17 protein-coding genes and 1 other annotated feature are annotated in these 21,802 nt (G+C 37.9%); of the genes, 2 read left to right on the forward strand and 15 right to left on the reverse strand.

Annotated features, from left to right (window positions below):
- Nucleotides 1-138 precede the first annotated feature (138 nt).
- The 11 genes from ACQVV1_RS24915 to hemA all read right to left on the reverse strand — a co-directional run bounded on the left by ACQVV1_RS24915 (nt 139) and on the right by hemA (nt 14,216).
- Complete coding sequence (locus ACQVV1_RS24915) at nt 139-1,101, reverse strand: stage II sporulation protein B (RefSeq protein WP_431169666.1); 963 nt, start codon at nt 1,099-1,101, stop codon at nt 139-141.
- A gap of 165 nt (nt 1,102-1,266) precedes the next feature.
- Nucleotides 1,267-2,568 carry a bifunctional folylpolyglutamate synthase/dihydrofolate synthase gene (locus tag ACQVV1_RS24920; RefSeq protein WP_431169667.1) on the reverse strand — a complete coding sequence of 434 codons (1,302 nt, stop codon included), beginning with the start codon at nt 2,566-2,568 and terminating at the stop codon, nt 1,267-1,269.
- Nucleotides 2,569-2,660: 92 nt separating this feature from the next.
- Nucleotides 2,661-5,306, reverse strand: coding sequence for a valine--tRNA ligase (locus tag ACQVV1_RS24925; RefSeq protein WP_242252606.1), 2,646 nt, complete (start codon nt 5,304-5,306; stop codon nt 2,661-2,663).
- Nucleotides 5,307-5,343: 37 nt separating this feature from the next.
- Nucleotides 5,344-5,576 (reverse strand) — a binding site (T-box leader).
- Between the two features lie 270 nt (nt 5,577-5,846).
- A complete protein-coding gene (gene ysxE, locus ACQVV1_RS24930; RefSeq protein ID WP_242252604.1) occupies nt 5,847-6,872 on the reverse strand; it encodes a spore coat protein YsxE in 1,026 nt (341 codons plus the stop codon).
- A gap of 66 nt (nt 6,873-6,938) precedes the next feature.
- A complete protein-coding gene (spoVID, locus tag ACQVV1_RS24935; protein WP_242252603.1) occupies nt 6,939-7,952 on the reverse strand; it encodes a stage VI sporulation protein D in 1,014 nt (337 codons plus the stop codon).
- A gap of 79 nt (nt 7,953-8,031) precedes the next feature.
- Nucleotides 8,032-9,321, reverse strand: coding sequence for a glutamate-1-semialdehyde 2,1-aminomutase (gene hemL / locus ACQVV1_RS24940; RefSeq protein WP_431169668.1), 1,290 nt, complete (start codon nt 9,319-9,321; stop codon nt 8,032-8,034).
- Nucleotides 9,321-10,310 carry a porphobilinogen synthase gene (hemB, locus tag ACQVV1_RS24945; RefSeq protein WP_242252601.1) on the reverse strand — a complete coding sequence of 330 codons (990 nt, stop codon included), beginning with the start codon at nt 10,308-10,310 and terminating at the stop codon, nt 9,321-9,323. Before hemB ends, hemL begins: the two co-directional genes overlap by 1 nt.
- A gap of 20 nt (nt 10,311-10,330) precedes the next feature.
- Complete coding sequence (gene hemD, locus ACQVV1_RS24950; protein ID WP_242252600.1) at nt 10,331-11,083, reverse strand: uroporphyrinogen-III synthase; 753 nt, start codon at nt 11,081-11,083, stop codon at nt 10,331-10,333.
- Between the two features lie 2 nt (nt 11,084-11,085).
- Nucleotides 11,086-12,015 carry a hydroxymethylbilane synthase gene (gene hemC / locus ACQVV1_RS24955; RefSeq protein WP_242252599.1) on the reverse strand — a complete coding sequence of 310 codons (930 nt, stop codon included), beginning with the start codon at nt 12,013-12,015 and terminating at the stop codon, nt 11,086-11,088.
- A gap of 15 nt (nt 12,016-12,030) precedes the next feature.
- Nucleotides 12,031-12,864: a cytochrome C assembly family protein gene (locus tag ACQVV1_RS24960; protein ID WP_000008996.1), complete on the reverse strand. Its 834-nt coding sequence runs from the start codon at nt 12,862-12,864 to the stop codon at nt 12,031-12,033.
- A 17-nt stretch (nt 12,865-12,881) separates the two neighbouring features.
- Entirely contained in the window at nt 12,882-14,216 is a 1,335-nt protein-coding gene (gene hemA, locus ACQVV1_RS24965) for a glutamyl-tRNA reductase (RefSeq protein WP_242252598.1), read from the reverse strand.
- Nucleotides 14,217-14,632: 416 nt separating this feature from the next.
- Between hemA and ACQVV1_RS24970 the strand changes: the two genes are divergently transcribed.
- Together ACQVV1_RS24970 and ACQVV1_RS24975 are read left to right on the forward strand one after the other, a co-directional pair.
- Nucleotides 14,633-15,085, forward strand: coding sequence for a MarR family winged helix-turn-helix transcriptional regulator (locus ACQVV1_RS24970; protein ID WP_242252597.1), 453 nt, complete (start codon nt 14,633-14,635; stop codon nt 15,083-15,085).
- Between the two features lie 2 nt (nt 15,086-15,087).
- Nucleotides 15,088-15,504: an organic hydroperoxide resistance protein gene (locus ACQVV1_RS24975; protein WP_242252595.1), complete on the forward strand. Its 417-nt coding sequence runs from the start codon at nt 15,088-15,090 to the stop codon at nt 15,502-15,504.
- Between the two features lie 32 nt (nt 15,505-15,536).
- On the opposite strand, the gene ysxC is transcribed toward ACQVV1_RS24975, so the two are convergent.
- From ysxC to clpX, 4 genes are all read right to left on the reverse strand, one after another.
- On the reverse strand, nt 15,537-16,133 hold the full coding sequence (gene ysxC, locus ACQVV1_RS24980) for a ribosome biogenesis GTP-binding protein YsxC (RefSeq protein ID WP_000869114.1): 597 nt from the start codon (nt 16,131-16,133) through the stop codon (nt 15,537-15,539).
- Complete coding sequence (gene lon, locus ACQVV1_RS24985) at nt 16,130-18,460, reverse strand: endopeptidase La (protein ID WP_242252593.1); 2,331 nt, start codon at nt 18,458-18,460, stop codon at nt 16,130-16,132. The genes ysxC and lon overlap by 4 nt, the downstream gene beginning before the upstream one ends.
- Before the next feature lie 182 nt (nt 18,461-18,642).
- Nucleotides 18,643-20,313 carry an ATP-dependent protease LonB gene (lonB, locus tag ACQVV1_RS24990; protein ID WP_063224858.1) on the reverse strand — a complete coding sequence of 557 codons (1,671 nt, stop codon included), beginning with the start codon at nt 20,311-20,313 and terminating at the stop codon, nt 18,643-18,645.
- Nucleotides 20,314-20,419: 106 nt separating this feature from the next.
- A complete protein-coding gene (gene clpX, locus ACQVV1_RS24995) occupies nt 20,420-21,679 on the reverse strand; it encodes an ATP-dependent protease ATP-binding subunit ClpX (RefSeq protein ID WP_000472281.1) in 1,260 nt (419 codons plus the stop codon).
- Between the last annotated feature and the right edge of the window lie 123 nt (nt 21,680-21,802).

Consider the following 21,802-nt stretch of genomic DNA (forward strand, 5'->3'; position numbering starts at 1 on the left):
TATTATTTTCTCTAAACAAAATAATACTTCTTTACTAAAATACGATTATATTCCTGCCATAGAGAAAGCACTTTGCTCTAGATTCAAAAGAAAAGAAAGAAGTACCTATACTTCTTCCTTCGTCATTTCATTATCCTATTATTTTACCTTTTGTGAAACAATTTTTTCGTACGAGAGTATACCATCAATAATAACTTGATTTAATTTCACCAAGGATTCCTTATCACTTTTTCCGCCCTTCACTGTTTGCACAGCAACTGACGTATACATATACAATTTCTTTGCTTCTTCCTGCTTCATACTTTTCCCTTCTTTTTCAATCGCTTTCCACTCTTTTTCAATCGCATCTATATCTTTTGCATTATTTTTTCCACTGGCTTGTACGCTAGAAGCATATTTTGCTAAATGAGTATATAATGGCTGTACTTGTGTTAAAAACGCCCCAACTTCTTTATCGTCTTTTAGTAACGCTTTATCTGTTATATCCCAGCTCTTTTTCAATACGGAGACATTCTCATTTTTATACTGCGTCATTAATTGATTTATGCCTTGTTCATCGCTAGCAATACCAACAACTAACGCATACTTATCACCGCTCGGTTTTAAAGCTGCTACGCCTCCATTACCTTTCCACTCTTCAAGAGCAGCCTGTCCCTTTTCCTCGGAAGAATAAATTCCTCCTTGAACAAAAAATAATTTCATTGGATCTAATGCCGTTCCTGTCTGCGCTTTTTGTTTCTCCTCTTTTAGTGCTGGTTTTTGTTCTGCCGTTCCCCCGACCTTTGATTCTTCATTTCGCATCTGCTTCGAAGCTGTTACTTCGCTTCCCCCTGTTGCACCTTGCCCTTTAAGTAACTGTAGCATCCCCATCCCAAACGCCGTCCCAATAATAATCGCAGTTGCAACGATTGCAATTAACGTATTGTTCCACTTCTTTCGTTTTTTTTCCGTAGATACTAATTTCGCTTTTTGAAACGGAACAACGTTTTTCGGTCTTTCACTTTCTACTACCATCCATTCAAATTCATCTTTCTTCTTCTCCTCATACTTCGCTTCTGTTCCATTCACTTTCACTGAGATCGTTCGTGATTGCTTGTCCATACACTCACACCTCACCTCTTATCGTTGTCCGCATCATATCATATTCATTTCACAAAAAAACGAGATATTTGTCAGAGGAATTCGCCAAATAACCCTATATATTTATCTTATATGTATGCATTTGACTTCATTTGTAGAACAAAAAAACCAGATAGCAAAGACTATCTAGTTTTTCTCGCGAATATATTTTCGAACTTCCGAAATGAAATAAAGAGAACCTGTTATGATAAAAACATCATTTTCTCCAATCATTTCAACCTTCTTATCAATTGCCTCTTTCCAATTTTCAAAAACTAATTTTGACTCTTTCTTTGAATATGATGCAAGCTTGTCAGCAGAAATAGCACGCTCAAAGGCGAATGTTGTAAAAATAATTTCATCAGCAATGGTTTCTAATTGCCCTACCATATTAGGCAATTGCTTATCACCAAGGGCAGTAAATAAAACTATTACATTTTTATCTTTGTAATGTGATTCTACCGTTTTCACAAGGCTTTCAATACCTTCCGGATTATGAGCACCATCTATAATAATATCTGGATTACTTTGCAATTGTTCAAAGCGCCCAATCCAATACGCTTCCTGTAATCCAGTTCTTATTTCTTCTTCCTCAATTAAAAATGATAAGTATGTTTTTACATACATGACTGCCATCAGTGCAAGTGCTGCGTTTCCTACTTGGTGAGCACCTTTCATTGAGATTCGCACATCTTCAAAAGAGGCGAAAGGACAAGTGAAATTGAACTGTTCTCCATCTTCACTTGACTGTTTATGTAACGCTGTAAAATGGTTGCCCATCTCGTATAGGTTTGCATGATTTTCCTTTGCAACCTTTTGAATGACTTGCAACGCTTCCTCATCTTGCACACCAGTAATAACCGGGACACCAGACTTAATAATCCCCGCCTTTTCATATGCAATTTCTCCTAGTGTATTGCCTAAAATGTGCATATGATCGTGGCCAATATTTGTAATAATCGTGAGAACAGGATGAATCACATTCGTAGAATCAAAGCGTCCTCCAAGCCCTGTTTCAAATAAAACAACATCACAGAAATTGACTTTACCGAAATAACAAATTGCCATAACAGTAATAATTTCAAACTCAGTTGCTTCCCCTAAATCCGTCTCATCTAGTTTTTCAACGACTGGCTTTACCATCTTTACAAGTTCAGTAATCTCTTCATCTGCAATTGGTGTGCCGTTCACACTAATACGTTCGTTAAATGTTTCAATATAAGGAGAGGTAAATGTCCCTACCTTATATTTTGCGTCTTCTAACATGTAGCGCATATATGTTAACGTTGAACCTTTTCCATTTGTACCAGCAAGATGGACACATTTTATATGACGCTCTGGATTTCCGAGCTCTTCTAGCATCCATCTTATTCTTTCTAATCCTGGTTTAATACCAAACTTCAACCGACTATGAATCCAACCTATCGCTTCTTCGTATGTATGTATCACGTATGCTTTCCCCTTTCAAAAGACAACCTTCATCATTCTATTATACGCAAAGAAAAGAGACTCACCAATATAGTGAGTCTCTAAAAACATTTTTATTTCTCAAGATCTGCTAGACGTTGGCGAACTGCTTCGCGTTTTTCTAGGTAATCTTGCTCTTTCGCACGCTCTCCTTCAATAACTGCTGCAGGAGCTTTCGCTACGAAACCTTGGTTTGAAAGTTTCTTCTGTACACGTTCTACCTCTTTATCGAACTTCTCAAGTTCTTTCTCAAGACGCGCTCTCTCTTCATCAAGATTGATAAGATCAGCTAACGGTAAGAATAACTCTGCACCTGTTACGATTGCAGTCATCGCTTTTTCTGGCGCTTGTAAATCCGTTTGAATTGTTAATTCGCTTGGGTTACAGAAACGCTCAATGTAAGAGCTATTTTTCGTAAGTTGAGCAAGTACAGCCTCATCTTTTGCTTTAATTTGCATTTGAACTTTTTTGCTCATTGGCGTATTAACTTCTGCACGGATGTTACGAACAGAGCGAATGATATCAACTAGAAGGTGCATTTCTGCTGCAGCTTCTGTATCTTGTAAATCTTCGCGAACGGTCGGCCACGCTGCTACTGTAATAGATTCGCCTTCATGCGGTAAATGTTGCCAAATCTTCTCTGTTACGAATGGCATGAATGGGTGTAATAGACGCATTGTTTGGTCTAATACGTAAGCTAAAATAGAACGAGTTGTTTTCTTAGCTGCTTCATCTTCACCGTATAGAGGAAGTTTCGCCATTTCAATGTACCAGTCACAGAAATCGTCCCAAATGAAGTTGTATAATGAACGACCAGCTTCACCAAACTCATATTTATCCATGTTACGTGTTACGCTTTCGATTGTTTCATTTAAGCGAGTTAAAATCCACTTATCCGCAACTGATTTTTCACCAGTTAAATCGATTTCTTCATACTTCATATCATCCATGTTCATTAATACGAAACGTGATGCATTCCAAATTTTATTAATGAAGTTCCAAGTAGATTCTACTTTTTCCATGCTGAAACGTAAATCTTGACCTGGTGCACTTCCTGTTGATAAGAAGAAACGCATTGCATCTGCACCATACTTCTCGATAACGTCCATTGGATCAATACCGTTACCAAGAGATTTACTCATTTTACGTCCTTGCTCATCACGAACTAAACCGTGAATTAATACATCTTTAAATGGACGCTCGCCTGTAAACTCTAAACCTTGGAAAATCATACGAGATACCCAGAAGAAGATGATGTCATAACCAGTTACTAGTGCATCTGTTGAATAGTAACGTTTGAAGTCTGCTGAATCTTCGTTTGGCCAACCAAGTGTTGAGAATGGCCATAACGCTGAACTGAACCATGTATCAAGTACGTCGTTATCTTGGTTCCAGTTTTCAATATCTGCTGGCGCTTCTGTACCTACGTATACTTCACCAGTTTCTTTATGATACCAAGCTGGAATGCGGTGTCCCCACCATAACTGACGAGAAATACACCAGTCATGAATGTTTTCCATCCAGCGTAAGTATGTGTTTTCGAAACGCTCTGGTACGAACGTTACTTTCTCTTCTTCTTTTTGTTGAAGCGCTACTGCTTTTTCAGCAAGTGGAGCCATTTTTACGAACCATTGTGTTGATAAGTACGGCTCAACAACTGCACCACTACGCTCACTATGACCTACAGAATGCATATGAGGCTCAATTTCTACTAATACGCCTGCTTCTTGTAAATCTTTCACTAACGCTTTACGACACTCAAAACGATCCATGCCGTTATACTTACCAGCTTTTTCATTCATCGATCCATCTTCGTTCATTACTAAAATACGTGGTAAATCATGACGGTTACCTACTTCAAAGTCATTCGGGTCATGAGCTGGTGTAATTTTTACAACGCCTGTTCCGAAATCTTTTTCTACGTATTCATCAGCAATAATCGGAATCTCACGGCCTACGATTGGAAGTGTAACTGTTTTTCCGATTAAATGTTTGTAACGATCGTCTTCTGGATGAACCGCTACTGCTGTATCACCAAGCATCGTTTCTGGACGAGTTGTTGCAAGACGAATGTGTCCAGAGCCATCTGTTAACGGATAGTTCATATGGTAGAATGCACCTTGAACTTCTTTATGAATTACTTCGATATCAGAAAGAGCTGTGCGTGTTGCTGGATCCCAGTTAATAATATATTCACCACGGTAAATTAAGCCTTTTTTGTATAATTGAACGAATACTTTATTAACCGCATCAGATAAACCTTTGTCTAATGTGAAGCGTTCACGAGAGTAGTCTAGTCCTAAACCAACTTTCCCCCATTGTTGACGAATATGAGAAGCGTATTCTTCTTTCCATTCCCAAGCTTTTTCAAGGAATTTCTCACGGCCAAGATCGTAACGTGAAATACCTTCTTCACGAAGTTTCCCTTCTACTTTCGCTTGTGTTGCGATTCCCGCATGATCCATTCCTGGAAGCCATAATACATCGTAACCTTGCATACGCTTCGTACGAGTTAAAATATCTTGAAGAGTTGTATCCCAAGCATGACCTAAGTGTAACTTACCAGTTACGTTTGGAGGTGGAATTACAATTGTATACGGTTGTTTCTTCTCATCTCCTGTTGCTTCAAAATATTTGCCTTCTAGCCACCACTGATAAAGGCCTTCTTCAACGGACATATGATCATATTTAGTTGGTAAATTCTTTTCCGTGTTTGACATTATTTTCCCTCCTTAAAATAAAAAATGCCCCTCATCCAAAAAGGACGAGGGACATCGCGGTACCACCTTTATTTACAAACAAATCCAAGAATTTGCTTATACTCTTAATTTGATAACGGACAAATCCGTCTTTTCCTAATGAGAACTATTCCGTTCAGAAAAGATGCTCCAGGGCTACCTTCTAACATAACTATCTAGAGAATCTCCCAGCTAATGATTCTCCTCTCTGAAGACGTTTCTTGTTATACTCTTCCCCTTCAAGGCATTTATATGATTGTTAATTATTATATACAATAGTGTAAAAAACGAAACCTTATTCGTCAAGATAAATTTAATACTACAGCTTTTCGGACCAAAAAAAGAAGATAAGTAGCACCTCTACTTATCTTCTTTACCCCGCTATTTGCGGGCAGTAAGACCTCCACCTCAAAATTCAGCTGAAGCAAAGAAGTTAGGTGGGAGATCAACTGCCCGTAAATGCCCGATTGGTTCAACTAATAATCGGCGGGGGATGAACCCCCCACTGATTAAAGTTTCACTTTATCCGTTCCCTTGCTGGGCAGCTTGTAATTGCGAAAGGAAATATTCTATATTACTAACGAGCCAATGCGATTGTTGCAAGCTCTTCACTCCGAGAAGTTCATTTTCCTCATTACGACTCTCTCTTCTTTTCTTATAAGACTGGATTTGCCGAATAAATTGCGATGGATACGTCATATACGCAAACATGAGTAGTTGCTCTTCTTTCGTAAAAGGGAAATTTTTTTGGTACATTTGATACCATTCAAACCGATCACTTCGCGCAATTGGATATGTGTTTAACGACCGAGAATAAAACCCTACAATATCTTGCACAGGTGTTGCAAACTTTGATTTTTCTAAACTAATAAAATAGCCATTCCGCTCATAGTCGAATAAAAAATGATTAAGTGATACGTTACCATGTACAAACGTAATGCGTGTTGTCTCTTTTTCTTTCATCGCATCGTTCCACTCATTTAATTGCTTCGTTGCAAACTCACGCGCTCTCATTACATGATGATAGTACGTACAATATTGCAGTTCAAATGGTGACATATACCACTTCGCTTCAGATTCTACAAGAAACTCTTCTAGAATCTCGCCATCATTCTCCCAGCGATCGGATATATTTGTATAATGTTTTTCTAGATCCTCTTCTGTATACGTTTCTTCTTTTACTGTTTTTTGATGCAACGTTCCGAGAGTCTGAAACATTTTATGGTATTGATCATTATCCTCGCCGCTTCCTTCCGCACGTTCTAACCAAGGCATTAAATAATAATTATACGTCCCGTCACTTAAAATATAATTTCCATCCGTCGCATGGTAGATAGGTACATAATTTGAAAAACCTTTCTCCTTCAAATATTGAATATGATGCAGAAAGTTATTCCGCTCTAACTTTCTACCTTCTATTTTCTTGAGCGCATATGGACCTTGATTCGTATAAATTTTCGTTACGCTTCCGTGCTCTTCCATATGCTGCATATCCAATCTATATTGCCTTACAATGGGTTCATAGCGATTTCGTAATTCCATATCCATACGAATAACCCTTTCTATTCAAAACGTAGACTCCAGGAAAAGAAGTGAGTGAAAACACTCACTCCCTTATTTCGCCTTTGCCCTTGAAACGGGAATATAAATAATTTGCCCCGTAGTTAAATATATATCTTCCGATTGATTTACACGATATAAGTTTTGTACAGACGTATCATAACGTTCTGCAACAGATTCAATTGTATCCCCTTCTTGCACGAAATACATTCTTAACTTCGTAAATTCTTCTTCCGGTTCTTTCGTAAATAATTGTGTTAAATAAAGCGCATTTTCATCTCGCTGTGAGTACGCTTCTTCTTGCTCTTCCTGCTTTTTCGCTTTTTCTTTCTTGAAATCTTTTCGTCCGAACAATTCAAATTGTGGCGTCGTTTCTTTCTCCTCTTCACGCTCCACAAATTCATGTTCTTCTATTTCCTCTTCTTCTAATTCCTGTTCTTTTCTTTCCTCTAATTGGAACGGTTCAAATGCGTAATCTTCCCATTCATCCGATTCCTTATAGACTGGTTCTTCTATGTGCGGCGTTGGTCTATTTTCATCCTCTTGTGCTGAATCAGCTTCTAACTCAGCATACGCCGTTTCTTCCTCTTCATCCTCTTCTTCCTCGATTCTTTCTTCATCACATAAACCTGTAATAGATATATCCGCTAGTAATTGTAAGCAACCATTTTCCTTTAATTCGTAATCAAATTCTTCGATGGATACATATAGTTCTTCAATTACTTTCACTCGATTTCTTGGAATTGATATTTCAAGCGGAAAGGAATGAACAAGTTCATTAACCCCATCTTCCCTTGTTTCGACATAATCAATTGACTTCGCTGGTGATAGATCTCTTAATGAATGGGCTGAATCATCTTGCCGTGCAACGTACTCTCCCGTTAAATCTAATTGCCCTCTCACGATAACTTCATGATCAAGCTCTTCTATCTCAACGTCTGGATCTAACGAAATTGACAAAAGTTCTTCGACTTCCTGTCCTTTTTGGAACCAAACAGATTCTTTTAATGAAAAACGTAATGAATGATCTGTTGCCACTTCTTTTCCCCCTCCCAAACTATATGTCATTACAGATTTATGTATGGAAAGCTGACTTTATGAATAAAAAAAATCGCTCCCCTTATGGAGAGCGATTTTCTTTCATCAATTAAGCCTTTAATTTTGACATTGCAATTTCAGCCGCTGCAATCGTCGCCTCAATATCTGCATCACTATGTGCTGTCGATAAGAATAAACCTTCGAATTGAGATGGCGGTAAGAATACACCTTGTTCCACCATTTCACGATAATAAGCTGCAAAGAATTCTAAGTTTGAAGATTTTGCTGCATCGTAATTAATAACTGGTTCATCTGTAAAGAAGATACCTATCATAGAACCCGCACGGTTAATATAATGCGGAATACCATGTTTTTCAGCTGCTTTACGTAAGCCAGCTTCTAACATTTCAGCTTTACGCTCGAATTCTACATATGATTCTGGTGTTAACTGCACTAACGTTTCATAACCGGCTGCCATTGCAAGTGGGTTACCTGATAAAGTACCCGCTTGGTAAATCGGTCCGCTCGGTGCAACTTGGCGCATAATTTCTGCTTTACCACCGTATGCTCCTACTGGTAATCCACCACCGATTACTTTACCTAAACAAGTTAAGTCAGGTGTTACACCGTAATAACCTTGTCCACAATTGTAAGCAACTCGGAATCCTGTCATTACTTCATCAAAAATAAGCAATGCACCATTTTGCTCTGTTACTTCACGAAGACCTTCTAAAAATCCTGGTTGCGGAGGAACAACACCCATATTTCCTGCCACTGGTTCTACAATTACACAAGCGATATCATCACCGAATTGTTCGAAAGCGTATTTCACACTTTCTAAATCGTTATACGCTACTGTAATCGTATTTTTCGCTACACCTTCTGGTACACCAGGGCTATCTGGTAAACCTAGTGTTGCCACACCAGAACCCGCTTTAATTAACAACGAATCACCATGGCCGTGGTAACAACCGATGAATTTCAAAATTTTATTACGGCCTGTATAACCACGAGCTAAACGTAGCGCACTCATTGTCGCTTCTGTTCCAGAGTTAACCATACGTACAATCTCAATTGATGGTACGCGCTCAATAACAAGTTTCGCTAATTTATTTTCAATTTCCGTTGGTGCACCGAAGCTTGTACCTCTTTCAGCAACAGCTTTTAAAGCTTCAACAACATGATCATTTGCATGGCCATGAATTAAAGGACCCCATGATAATACGTAATCGATGTATTCATTTCCATCGATATCATATACTTTAGAGCCTTTTCCACGCTCCATAAACAATGGATTCATACCGACAGACTTAAAGGCACGAACTGGGCTATTTACGCCACCAGGCATTAAATCTTGTGCTTCTTCAAACGCTGCAATCGACTTATCAAACTTTTTCATTATTTAGCGCCTCCTTCTTGTAACCATCTTGCTGCATCTTTTGCATGATACGTAATAATTAAATCTGCTCCTGCACGTTTCATGCTAATTAATTTTTCAAGTACAACTTCTTTTTCATTAATCCAACCATTTTGCGCTGCCGCTTTAATCATTGAATATTCACCGCTTACGTTATAAGCAACGACTGGTAAATTAAAGTTATTTTTCACATCACGAATGATATCTAAGTAAGAAAGAGCTGGCTTTACAATTAGGAAATCTGCCCCTTCCATTACATCTGATTCTGCTTCACGGAATGCTTCCATACGGTTCGCTGGGTCCATTTGATATGTTTTACGATCACCAAATTGTGGTGCACCGTGTGCCGCATCACGGAATGGCCCGTAAAATGCTGATGAATATTTCACAGCGTACGACATAACTGGTACATGTCCAAAACCATTTTCATCTAATGCGTGGCGAATTGCTGTTACGAATCCATCCATCATGTTTGATGGCGCAATAATGTCCGCTCCTGCTTTCGCTTGGCTTACAGCTGTTTTCGCAAGAACTGCAAGAGACTCGTCATTTAAAATAATACCATCTTCAATTACACCGCAATGACCATGGCTTGTGAATTGACATAAACATGTATCCGCAACTACCACTAGCTCAGGGAAATCACCTTTAATTTGCTTAATTGCACGTTGCACAATTCCATGATCACAATATGCTGATGATCCAACTTCATCTTTTTCAGCAGGTAAACCAAATACAATAACAGAGCGAATACCTAAATCAACAACCTCTTGCATTTCAGCTTGCAATAAATCTAATGAAATTTGATATACGCCTGGCATAGAAGGCACTTCATTACGAACATTTTCGCCTTCTAATACAAAAATAGGGTAAATAAAATCTTCCGTATGTAAAAACGTTTCACGCACAAGCGCACGCATATTACCGCTTTGTCTTAAACGACGATGACGATTAAATTGTAAAGAGTTCATAGATTTCTATCCCCATTCTTTTATTTTATAGATTCACAAACGCATTGTAGTAATGCTTCTACAGTGTACTCTTTCGGCATAATAACATGCGGAAAATAAAGGCTCGCCTCTTTTTCCGTAATAGGACCTATACAAGCAATTGTACATTTTTTTGTCCATTCTCTCCAGTTTGTACCCTCAAGTAAACGAACAAAACTAGTAACAGTTGAAGGACTCGTAAATGTAATAATATCTACTTTCTCTGCTTCTAACGCTTCTATAAGCTCTCGCTTTTTCTCTACATTTTCTTTCGTACCATATACAATTAGCTCATCTAGAGAAACACCAATTTCGCGAAGTGCAACTGGAATGACATCTCTTGCTAAATTCCCTTTCGGAAATAAAACGCATTCGCTTCCACTTAGTTTTTTTACAAACTCTTCTGCAAATACTTCTGCAACAAATGAAGTTGGAACAAAGTCCACTACATAGCCTCGCTTTTCTAACTCTAACTTTGTTTTTACGCCTACTGCAGCAATTTTAGTCGTTACGGGTAGCCTCTTTCTCAAACTATCCAGAAAAAAAGCCACCCCATTTTTACTCGTAAAAATAACCCAGTCATATGAATGCAACTGCCCTGCTATATGTTGAATTTGCCTATAAGACATACCTTCCATACGCAAAAGCGGAATTTCCAATGGAATTCCGCTCTTTTCTTTCACCGCTACACTCATTTGTTTTGCTTGATGCTGGGCACGTGTAATCAATACCGTTTTGCCAGCGAGAGCGTTCATATTTATTGTTGCCCCTTATTCTCAGCAAGAATGAGTTCTTTTGCGCCTTGTTTAATTAAACGGTCCGCGGCCTCTAACCCTACTTCCTTTGGATCATTTCCTACCACTGTCTCTTTCAATAAAACAGAACCGTCCATAGACCCGACAAGAGCTGTTAATTCGATTGCATCGTTTTCTGTAAGAGTTGCATATCCAGCGATCGGAACTTGGCATCCACCTTCAAGTTTATGAAGAAATACTCGCTCCGCTGCCACTGTTCTTTCTGTTACAGCATCATTTATATGTGATAACAGCTGCAATAAATCTGTATCATCCTCACGGCACTCAATCGCTAATGCACCTTGTCCTACAGCAGGTACACATAACGTCTCATCTAAATGTTCTGTAATAACTTCATCATCCCAGCCCATTCTTTGTAATCCAGCTGTTGCTAAAATGATTGCATCGTAATCTTCTTCTTTTAATTTACGTAAACGTGTATCGATATTTCCACGAATCCACTTCACTTGTAAATCTGGTCTCGCAGCTAATAATTGTGCACTACGTCTTAAACTACTCGTACCTAAAATAGCGCCTTCTGCTAACTCTTTAAACGATGCTCCGCTTTTTGAGATAAAAGCATCACGAGGGTCCACACGCTTCGGTGTACAACCGATCATTAATCCTTCTGGAAGTACGGCCGGCATATCTTTCATACTATGTACAGCCATATCAATTTCTTTCGTAAGTAACGCATGTTCAATCTCTTTAACAAACAAGCCTTTTCCGCCTACTTTTGAAAGAGTAACATCTAAAATAACATCGCCTTTTGTGACGATTTCTTTCACTTCAAATTCATATGGTAAACCTAGCGCTTTTAACTGATCAATAAACCAGTTCGTTTGCGTTAGTGCTAATTTACTCTTTCGTGACCCTACAATAATTTTGCGCATAATTTTCTCTCCTCATTATAAATACCAAAAGTGGAAGTTGGATAAACTGCTTAATAGAAAAATATTAATTAGCATTACGAGAAATGCCCCGATGTTCCACTGCACTATTTTCTTCCCTTGCAACACATCTGCCGCTCGTAAATATAGGCCAGCACAATATACAAATAGAACGACAAAAGACCCGATCACTTTCGTATCATACCAATGGAAATTGTCCAATTTTGTATATCCCCATATGCATCCTAATAAAATAGCTAGTAAGAAAAATGGAACAGAAAATAAATTTAATCCGTAAGACATCGATTCTAGCTTCGGTAAATTCCCTAACCTTCTTAATCTCGCATTCCATTTCTTCTTCTTTAATAGGCGATATTGCAATAAATACATAATAGAAAAAATGAACGATACAGTGAATGTTGCATAAGAGATAATAGCCATACCGACATGTACATATACAAGTTCCGAAACCAATTGCTCTGCAAGTACTGGTGACATCTTTCCGAGCGGCGTAAAAATAGAAAAAGCGCTTACGCCAAATGCGACAACATTTGTAAAAAAGACTAAAAAATCGATTCTCATAAATCGATTAATGACTAACGACATCGTAATCAATAGCCAAACATAAAAATAAATCCCTGATAATAAAGTTAAAAGAGGGTTCGTTTCTGAATCTGTAGCCCTAAGCAACATAAAAATAGAATGCAGAACCCATACAATCGAAAGTAACCAAAAAGCAAATCGGTTCGCCTTTCGGTTACTTTGGAAATAATCTATAAAATATAAACTAATGCTACAAGCATATAAAATAATTGCAATATGATAAATAATACTGTTATTTAAAAAACTCATCCGATCATCCTTCCAAGTTATAAAGATGGAACGGATGGTGTCCACACTCTTTTATGTTCTACTTCTTCCGCACAACTTTCTACATCTTCCATTTCTAAATCAAAGATTTTTGCAAATAACGCTAATTTTTCGTCTGCCCCCTCTTCAGCAGCTATTTCTTTTGCTACTAAAATTGGGTCTTTTAATAATTGATTAATAATACTTTTTGTATGCTTACTAATTACTTTTCTCTCACGATCACTAAGATTTGGTATTTTTCGTTCTAAGCTTTCCATCGTTTCGCTTTGAATGGCAAGTGCCTTATCACGAAGAGCTGATATTAACGGAACGACACCAAGTGTACTTAACCACGTTTTAAATAAAACAATTTCCTCTTCAATCATAAATTGAATTTTCTCTGCTTCTTTCAAACGTTCAGCACGGTTCGCTTCCACTACTCCTTGCAAATCATCAATGTCATATAAGAAAGAACCTTCTAGCTCATCAATCGCCGGATCAATATCACGTGGCACTGCAATATCAACCATAAATAAAGGACGGCCAGAGCGCATTTTCTCTACCTTTGTCATCATCTCTTTCGTAATGACATACTCTGATGCCCCAGTTGAACTAATTAAAATATCTGCTTCTAATAATGCACATTGTAATTCACTTAAAGGTTTTGCATGTCCCATATATTTCTCAGCCATTATTTCTGCTTTTGAAAGCGTCCTATTCATGACTGTTACTTTACGAGCACCACTTCCATATAAGTTTTGCAGTGCAAGTTCACCCATTTTGCCAGCACCAAGAATAAGTATGTGACAATCTGTTAACTCGCCGAATATTTTCTTCCCAAGCTCAACAGCAGCATAACTAACAGACATCGCACTTTCACCAATTGTCGTTTCTGAGTGAGCACGTTTTGCTAATGTAATGACTTGCTTAAACAATTCATTAAAGATTGTGCCTGTCGCTTTTACTTGTTGCGCTTCTAAAAAGCTATCTTTTATTTGACCTAAAATTTGCGTCTCTCCAACTACCATAGAATCTAAACCGCACGTTACGCGGAATAAATGATCTATTGCACCATCTTGTTCAAAAATAGTTAAATATGGTGCGACTTCTTCTATTTCAAGCTGAAACCAATCAGCTAAAAACTTCTTAATATAATACCGTCCCGTGTGTAATTGATCGACAACAGCGTAAATCTCAGTGCGATTACAAGTTGATACAATGACATTCTCTAACACGCTCTTTTGATTTTGTAATGTCGTCATTGCTTGCTCTAGCTCTGCTGCCTGAAATGTGAGTTTCTCACGAAATTCTACAGGGGCTGTTCGATAATTTACACTAACAACAAGAATATGCACGCAGCATGTCCCCCTTCACCCGTTTTATCACTTTATCTACTATCATAATACAACTTTCCTCTTATGAATCTGACAATCGTGTGAACAACCGATTATTTTTTTATTTATTCTCCGTATGTAATAAAGGAGATTCAGTAAAACTAATAAAAACTTCCTACTTTATAATGATTATAAATTAATAACTCTATTTGTACGTTACCAAAAAAAGCACTCATAATCAAGTGATGGAAACTATTCCATATGAATTATAACATCATCTTTCCTATCTTCTTTCATCATGAAGGAAAATATGTATGATTGTTCCAAAATGTAGCAAACACTTTCTCAATACAATGTATTTGACATTGTATTTCTTTTTCGTTATATTGGTTTTACAAAATTAAATTGTGCACAACTTAATTAGAAGGGAGTTATGTATGACAGAGGACTCTTTACATCTAGATAACCAACTTTGTTTTTCTATTTACGCCTGTTCTAAAGAAGTTACCCGCTTTTATCGACCATATTTAGAAGAGATGGGTATTACGTATCCCCAGTACATTACTTTACTCGTACTATGGGAGCAAGATGGACTCACAGTCAAAGAAATTGGAGAACGTCTATTTTTAGATTCCGGTACGTTAACGCCTATGTTAAAACGAATGGAATCATTACAACTTGTAAAACGCGTTCGTTCCAAAGAAGACGAGCGAAAAGTTTGTATTGAATTAAAAGAACAAGGTAAAGATTTAAAAGAAAAGGCTTGTTCATTACCGACAACAATGGCAACAAATTTAGGAATTACAGAACAAGAATATCGTTCTTTATTAATTCAATTAAATAAACTAATTGAAACAATGAAAACAATTAATGATAGAAAAGGGGAATAAACATGGATAAATTATATACTGCTTCAGTAACTGCTACAGGTGGAAGAAACGGAAAAATAGTCTCAGATGACGGCATATTAAATCTTGATGTGAAAATGCCGAAAGCACTAGGTGGTGCAGGCGGAGAGGCAACAAACCCAGAACAACTATTTGCTGCTGGTTATGCCGCTTGTTTTGATAGTGCTTTACAACTTGTCATTCGTACAAAACGTGTGAAAGTAGAAAGTACAGAAGTAACTGCTCACGTTTCTATCGGAAAAGATACGGATGGTGGTTTCGGCCTATCTGCTGTACTTGATGTACATGTCGCTGGCGTTTCACATAGCGAAGCACAAGAACTTGTAGAAGCTGCTCATGGTGTATGTCCTTACTCTAAAGCAACACGAGGAAATATTGAAGTTACGTTAAATGTACGCTAAAAATGTATAAAGAAAAAAACGCGCGACATTCGTCACGCGTTTTTTGTTTTTGTCATTTTATGAATTGCTTTCCATGCTTCTTCTTTTCCAAGTCCTGTTTCAGAAGAGAATAGAACAATTTCATCGCCAATTTCAACAGCAAGCGTTTCTTTTACAACTTTTAAATGCTTTTGCCATTTTCCTTTCGGAATTTTATCGGCTTTCGTTGCAATAATAATTGTTGGGATTTCATAGTGCTTTAAGAAATCATACATCATTACGTCATCGTTTGTTGGTTGGTGACGTAAATCAACTACTAATACAGCTGCGTCTAATTGCTCACGCGTTGTAAAGTACGTTTCAATCATTTTGCCCCATGCTGCGCGCTCTGATTTAGATACTTTCGCATATCCATAACCTGGAACGTCAACAAAATGCATCATCTCATTGATTAAGAAAAAGTTCAACGTTTGCGTTTTTCCTGGTTTAGAAGAAATACGTACTAACTTTTTACGATTTAAAATTTTATTAATAAAGGAAGACTTCCCGACATTTGAACGACCTGCTAATGCAATTTCTGGTAAATCACTGTCTGGATATTGTTCTGGTTTAACAGCACTAATTACAATATCTGCTTTTGTTACTTTCATTGTTTCACTCCTACTAATGCGTGCTCCAATACTTCATCTAAATGAGATGCAAGCACAAACGTAAGGTTTTCTTTTACGCTCTCTGGAATATCATCTAAATCTTTCTCATTTTCCGCTGGTAAAATAATCTTAGTTAAACCTGCGCGGTGAGCACTTAATGTTTTTTCTTTTAAACCACCAATTGGTAATACACGGCCACGAAGTGTAATTTCACCTGTCATCCCCACTTCTTTACTTACAGGAATACCTGTTAGTGCAGAAATAAGTGCCGTTGCCATCGTAATACCTGCTGACGGTCCATCTTTTGGAACTGCTCCTTCTGGAACATGAATATGAATATCATTTTTCTCATGAAAATTCGGATCAATCTGAAGCTCTTCTGCACGAGAACGAATATAACTAAACGCAGCTTGTGCTGATTCTTTCATAACATCCCCAAGTTTCCCTGTTAAAATTAATTTCCCCTTACCTGGCGCTACAGAGACTTCAATCGCAAGTGTATCCCCGCCTGCTGCTGTATACGCCAAACCTGTCGCCATACCAACTTGGTCTGTTTTTTCAGCTTGCCCATAACGGAATATGTGCTTACCAAGTAAATCAACAACATTTTTTTCCGTTACAACAATGCGCTTGCGTTCTGCTGTAACGATAATTTTTGCTGCTTTACGGCAAACTTTTGCAATTTGGCGCTCTAGCGTACGAACACCAGCCTCACGTGTATAATAACGAATAATTTCAAGAAGTGCTTCATCACGTACTTGTAAATTACCTTTTCGTAAGCCATGCTCTTTTAATTGTTTCGGCAATAAATGTTCACGAGCAATATGAACTTTTTCAAGTTCTGTATAGCCAGCAATCGAAATAATTTCCATACGGTCAAGTAATGGACCTGGAATACTTGAAAGTGTATTTGCAGTTGCTACAAACATAACTTTCGATAGATCATATGGTTCTTCAATATAATGATCACTGAAGTTATGGTTTTGTTCTGGATCTAACACTTCAAGTAATGCTGCAGATGGATCTCCACGGAAATCGTTAGACATTTTATCAATCTCATCTAATAAAAAGACTGGATTAACTGATTTCGCCTTTTTCATACCTTGAATAATACGTCCTGGCATCGCTCCAACATACGTACGACGGTGACCACGAATTTCAGATTCATCACGTACACCACCAAGGGAAACACGGACAAAATTACGATTTAATGATGTTGCAATTGAACGCGCTAACGAAGTTTTTCCGACCCCAGGAGGTCCTACTAAGCAAAGGATAGGTCCTTTTAATGAATTCGTTAACTTCTGTACCGCTAAATATTCAAGCACGCGCTCTTTCACTTTCTCAAGACCGTAATGATCTTTGTTTAAAATCTCTTCAGAATGAACAAGATCAATCATATCTTCTGTTGTTTCTGTCCACGGAAGTGCTAATAACCAATCCATATAATTGCGAATAACACCGCTCTCCGCAGAACTTGCTGGTAACTTTTCATAACGGTCTAATTCTTTCAGTGCAGCCTTCATTGTTTCTTCAGGCATTCCCGACTGTTCAATTTTCTCACGAAGTTCTTCAACTTCCCCGCCCTTACCTTCTTTATCGCCAAGTTCAGTTTGAATCGCCTTCATTTGCTCACGTAAGAAATATTCTTTTTGCGTGCGCTCCATTGAACGTTTCACTTTTTGTCCAATTTTCTTTTCTAAACTAAGTAACTCTTGTTCATCTTGAATAATTGAAATAAGTGTATGTAATCGTTCCTTCACAGATATAATCTCTAAAATTTCTTGTTTCTGCTTCGTCTTAATTGGCAAGTGAGAAGCGATTAAATCAGCTAATCTTCCTGGCTCTTCTACATCAGCTACCGTTGCAAATGTTTCATTTGAAACTTTTTTCGAAACTTTAATATATTGTTCGAAATGCTCCAGTAACGTACGCATAAGAGCTTTCTCTTCTAGATCATCTTCCACTTCTTCCGTTACCGTTTTGATAGAAACTTGCACTACATTTTCTTCTTCGATAAACTCTACTACTTCTGCTCTATGTAAACCTTCTACAAGGACACGAAGCGTACCGTTCGGCAATTTTAACATTTGCTTCACTTTCGCCACTGTACCTACACTATATATGTCATCTTCTTTCGGATCATCGATATTCATTTCTTTTTGCATTGCTAAAAAGATGATATTTTCATCCATTGCCGCCTGCTCTAGTGCTTGTATCGATTTATCACGTCCTACATCAAGATGCAGAACCATCGTTGGATATACGAGAACGCCTCTTAATGGTAGGAGGGGTACGATTCTTTCATTCGTATTCATACTAGACATAGCACCTCCATAATAAATTAAACTCCTGTTCAACTATTTTATATTACAATACATCTAGATGCAATTGCAGAGATTTTCCGCAATTGTAAATCCCTCGTTTTTTTCCCTTATAAAAAGAAAAAAAGACTCCGCTTAAGCATACAAACTTAAACGAAGTCTGGCAAATGTTATTATCTTCATTCTCACATTGATTGTGCATCTGTTTCGTCCACAGCAGTATGTATATCAAGCTCTCGATGCATATTTTCCTGCATAAATGTTAGCTCAAATACTTCATTTAACTTACGAACAGGAATGATTTCAATTCCTTTTATTGTGTATAAAAACGGTTGCATGTTTTCAGCAGGAATGATAACTTTCTTAGCACCTGCTTTTTTCGCGGCTTTTATTTTTGCATACACACCACCAATAGGTTTCACCTCTCCGTGTATACTTATCTCACCGGTCATCGCTACTTCATTATTCACATACGTACGATGCACTGCTGAATATACACCTGTTGCCATAGCAATTCCTGCCGAAGGCCCATCAATCGGGATCCCGCCTGGAAAATTAATATGTATATCGTACCCTTCTGGCAACACATCTAGAGAACGAAGTACTGTTAATACATTATCTACAGAACCTTTCGCCATACTTTTACGGCGAATTGATTTCGTTTGACTACCAATACTTTCCTCTTCAACAATTCCGGTAACATTTACCGATCCTTTATCTTTCGCCTTGATTGCTGTTACTTCAATTTCTAATAACGCACCTGTATTTGGTCCGTACACAGCAAGTCCATTTACAAGACCGATTCTCGGAATAGGATAAATACGCTTTTCATACTTCGGTGTAAGCTGACTAGAGTGAACAACCCACTCTATATCTTCATCTTTAATGAAAGAACGCTCTTCATTTATTGCCATTCCAGCTGAAATTTGTACAAGATTAATCGCTTCTCGTCCATTTCTTGCATACATCCCGATCATTTCAATACCATTCTCACCAATTTGCATTTCCACTTTGTCAGCTGCATTCTTCGCTACTTTTTGAATTTCTTCTGTATCTAACTCACGGAAAAACACTTCTAAACAGCGCGATCGAATAGCAGGAGGAATCTCCTCTGGCGAACGTGTCGTCGCCCCAACTAAGCGAAAATCGGCTGGTAAACCTTTTTGAAAAATGTCATGTATATACGTTGGAATCATCGTATTCTCTTCACTATAGTATGCACTTTCCAAAAACACTTTCCGATCTTCTAGCACCTTTAACATCTTGTTCATTTGAATCGGATGTAGTTCACCAATCTCATCAATAAATAAAATACCACCGTGTGCATCTGTTACCGCACCTTTTTTCGGTTGCGGAATACCCGCTTGCCCCATTGCACCAGCACCTTGATAAATTGGATCATGCACCGAACCGATTAAAGGATCTGCAATACCACGTTCATCAAACCGAGCTGTCGTCGCATCCAATTCAATAAATGTTGCATTTGTGCGAAATGGAGATTTCGGATTTCGTTTCGCTTCTTCTAATACGAGACGTGCTGCCGCTGTCTTCCCGACACCTGGCGGGCCATATATAATCACATGCTGTGGATTCGGACCACAAAGAGCCGCTTTTAACGACTTAATCCCGTCCTCTTGCCCTACAATATCTAAAAAGGATGTAGGACGTACCTTTTCCGCAAGCGGCTCTGTTAAAGAAATCTCGCGCATTTTACGAAGCTGTTCTAATTCTTTTTTCGATTCTCGATCAATTGAAACTTTTTGTGTTCGCTGATTTCGAAGTAAATGCCAAAAATACAATCCGACAATTACACCAAAAACAAGTTGAACAAGTAAAAATATATTTGTCCAGCTCATCATTTATTTCCTCCCGCAATGTTTTATCTCTTAGTATTTCCGCGGAGGAACATAGCTAAACATAAAGAAAAACAGCAATTATAAAAATTGCTGTTTCTCCCTCGCATTATGCAGATGTTTTTGTATCAAGTACAGTACCGTCTTGTAACACCAATTTTGGCGGTGCATTATCAGCTACTGTTTCTTTTGTAAGAACACACTTCTCGATATCTTTACGAGATGGAAGTTCGAACATTACATCTAGCATTAAGCCTTCAATAATAGAACGAAGTCCACGAGCACCCGTTTTACGTTCAATTGCTTTTTTCGCAATTTCAATTAGTGCGCCTTCTTCAAACTCTAACTCAACATCGTCAAGCTCCAATAGTTTTTGGAATTGCTTAACAAGTGCATTTTTCGGTTTCGTTAAAATATCAACAAGAGCATCTTCATCAAGCGGTTCTAGGTTCGCAATAACTGGAAGACGACCGATAAACTCTGGAATTAAACCAAATCTTAAAAGATCCTCTGGTAATACGTGAGATAAAACATGCTTCTCATTTACATCAGCATTTTTCTTCTCAGAACCAAATCCAATTACTTTTTCACCAAGACGACGTTTAATAATTGGCTCGATGCCATCAAACGCTCCACCACAGATGAATAAGATGTTCGTTGTATCAATTTGAATAAACTCTTGGTGCGGATGCTTACGACCACCCTGAGGTGGAACGCTTGCTACAGTACCTTCTAAAATTTTCAGAAGTGCCTGCTGCACACCTTCACCAGATACATCACGTGTAATTGATGGATTTTCGGACTTACGTGCCACTTTATCAATCTCATCAATATAAATGATTCCTTTTTCCGCTTTTTCTACATCATAATCCGCTGCTTGGATTAATTTAAGTAAGATGTTTTCTACATCTTCCCCAACGTATCCAGCTTCAGTTAAAGATGTTGCGTCCGCGATTGCAAATGGAACATTTAAAATACGCGCTAACGTTTGTGCCAGTAATGTTTTACCACTACCTGTTGGCCCGATAAGTGCGATATTACTCTTCGCTAATTCTACATCATCAATTTTGCTGTTAGAATTAATGCGTTTGTAATGGTTATATACCGCTACCGCTAGTGCTTTTTTCGCGTTATCTTGTCCGATGACATACTCATCTAAGATTTCACGAATTTCTACCGGTTTCGGTACATCTTTGAATTCTACTTCTTCGTCTTTCGCAAGCTCCTCTTGTACAATTTCAGTACAAAGTTCGATACACTCGTCACAAATGTAAACACCTGGACCTGCAACTAACTTTCGAACTTGCGTTTGTGTTTTACCACAGAAAGAACATTTTAATTGCCCTTTTTCATCATTAAATTTAAACATATTTTCACACCCCTTACAAAGTGCTAACCTCTTGCCTTCGTATGTACACGATAAATGTATCGTATGTAAATACATATTATGTCACTACGTGGCGAGAAATACAAATAATATGACTAGTTATGT

The organism is Bacillus basilensis, assembly GCF_050630465.1.
Taxonomy (GTDB): Bacteria; Bacillota; Bacilli; order Bacillales; family Bacillaceae_G; genus Bacillus_A; species Bacillus_A basilensis.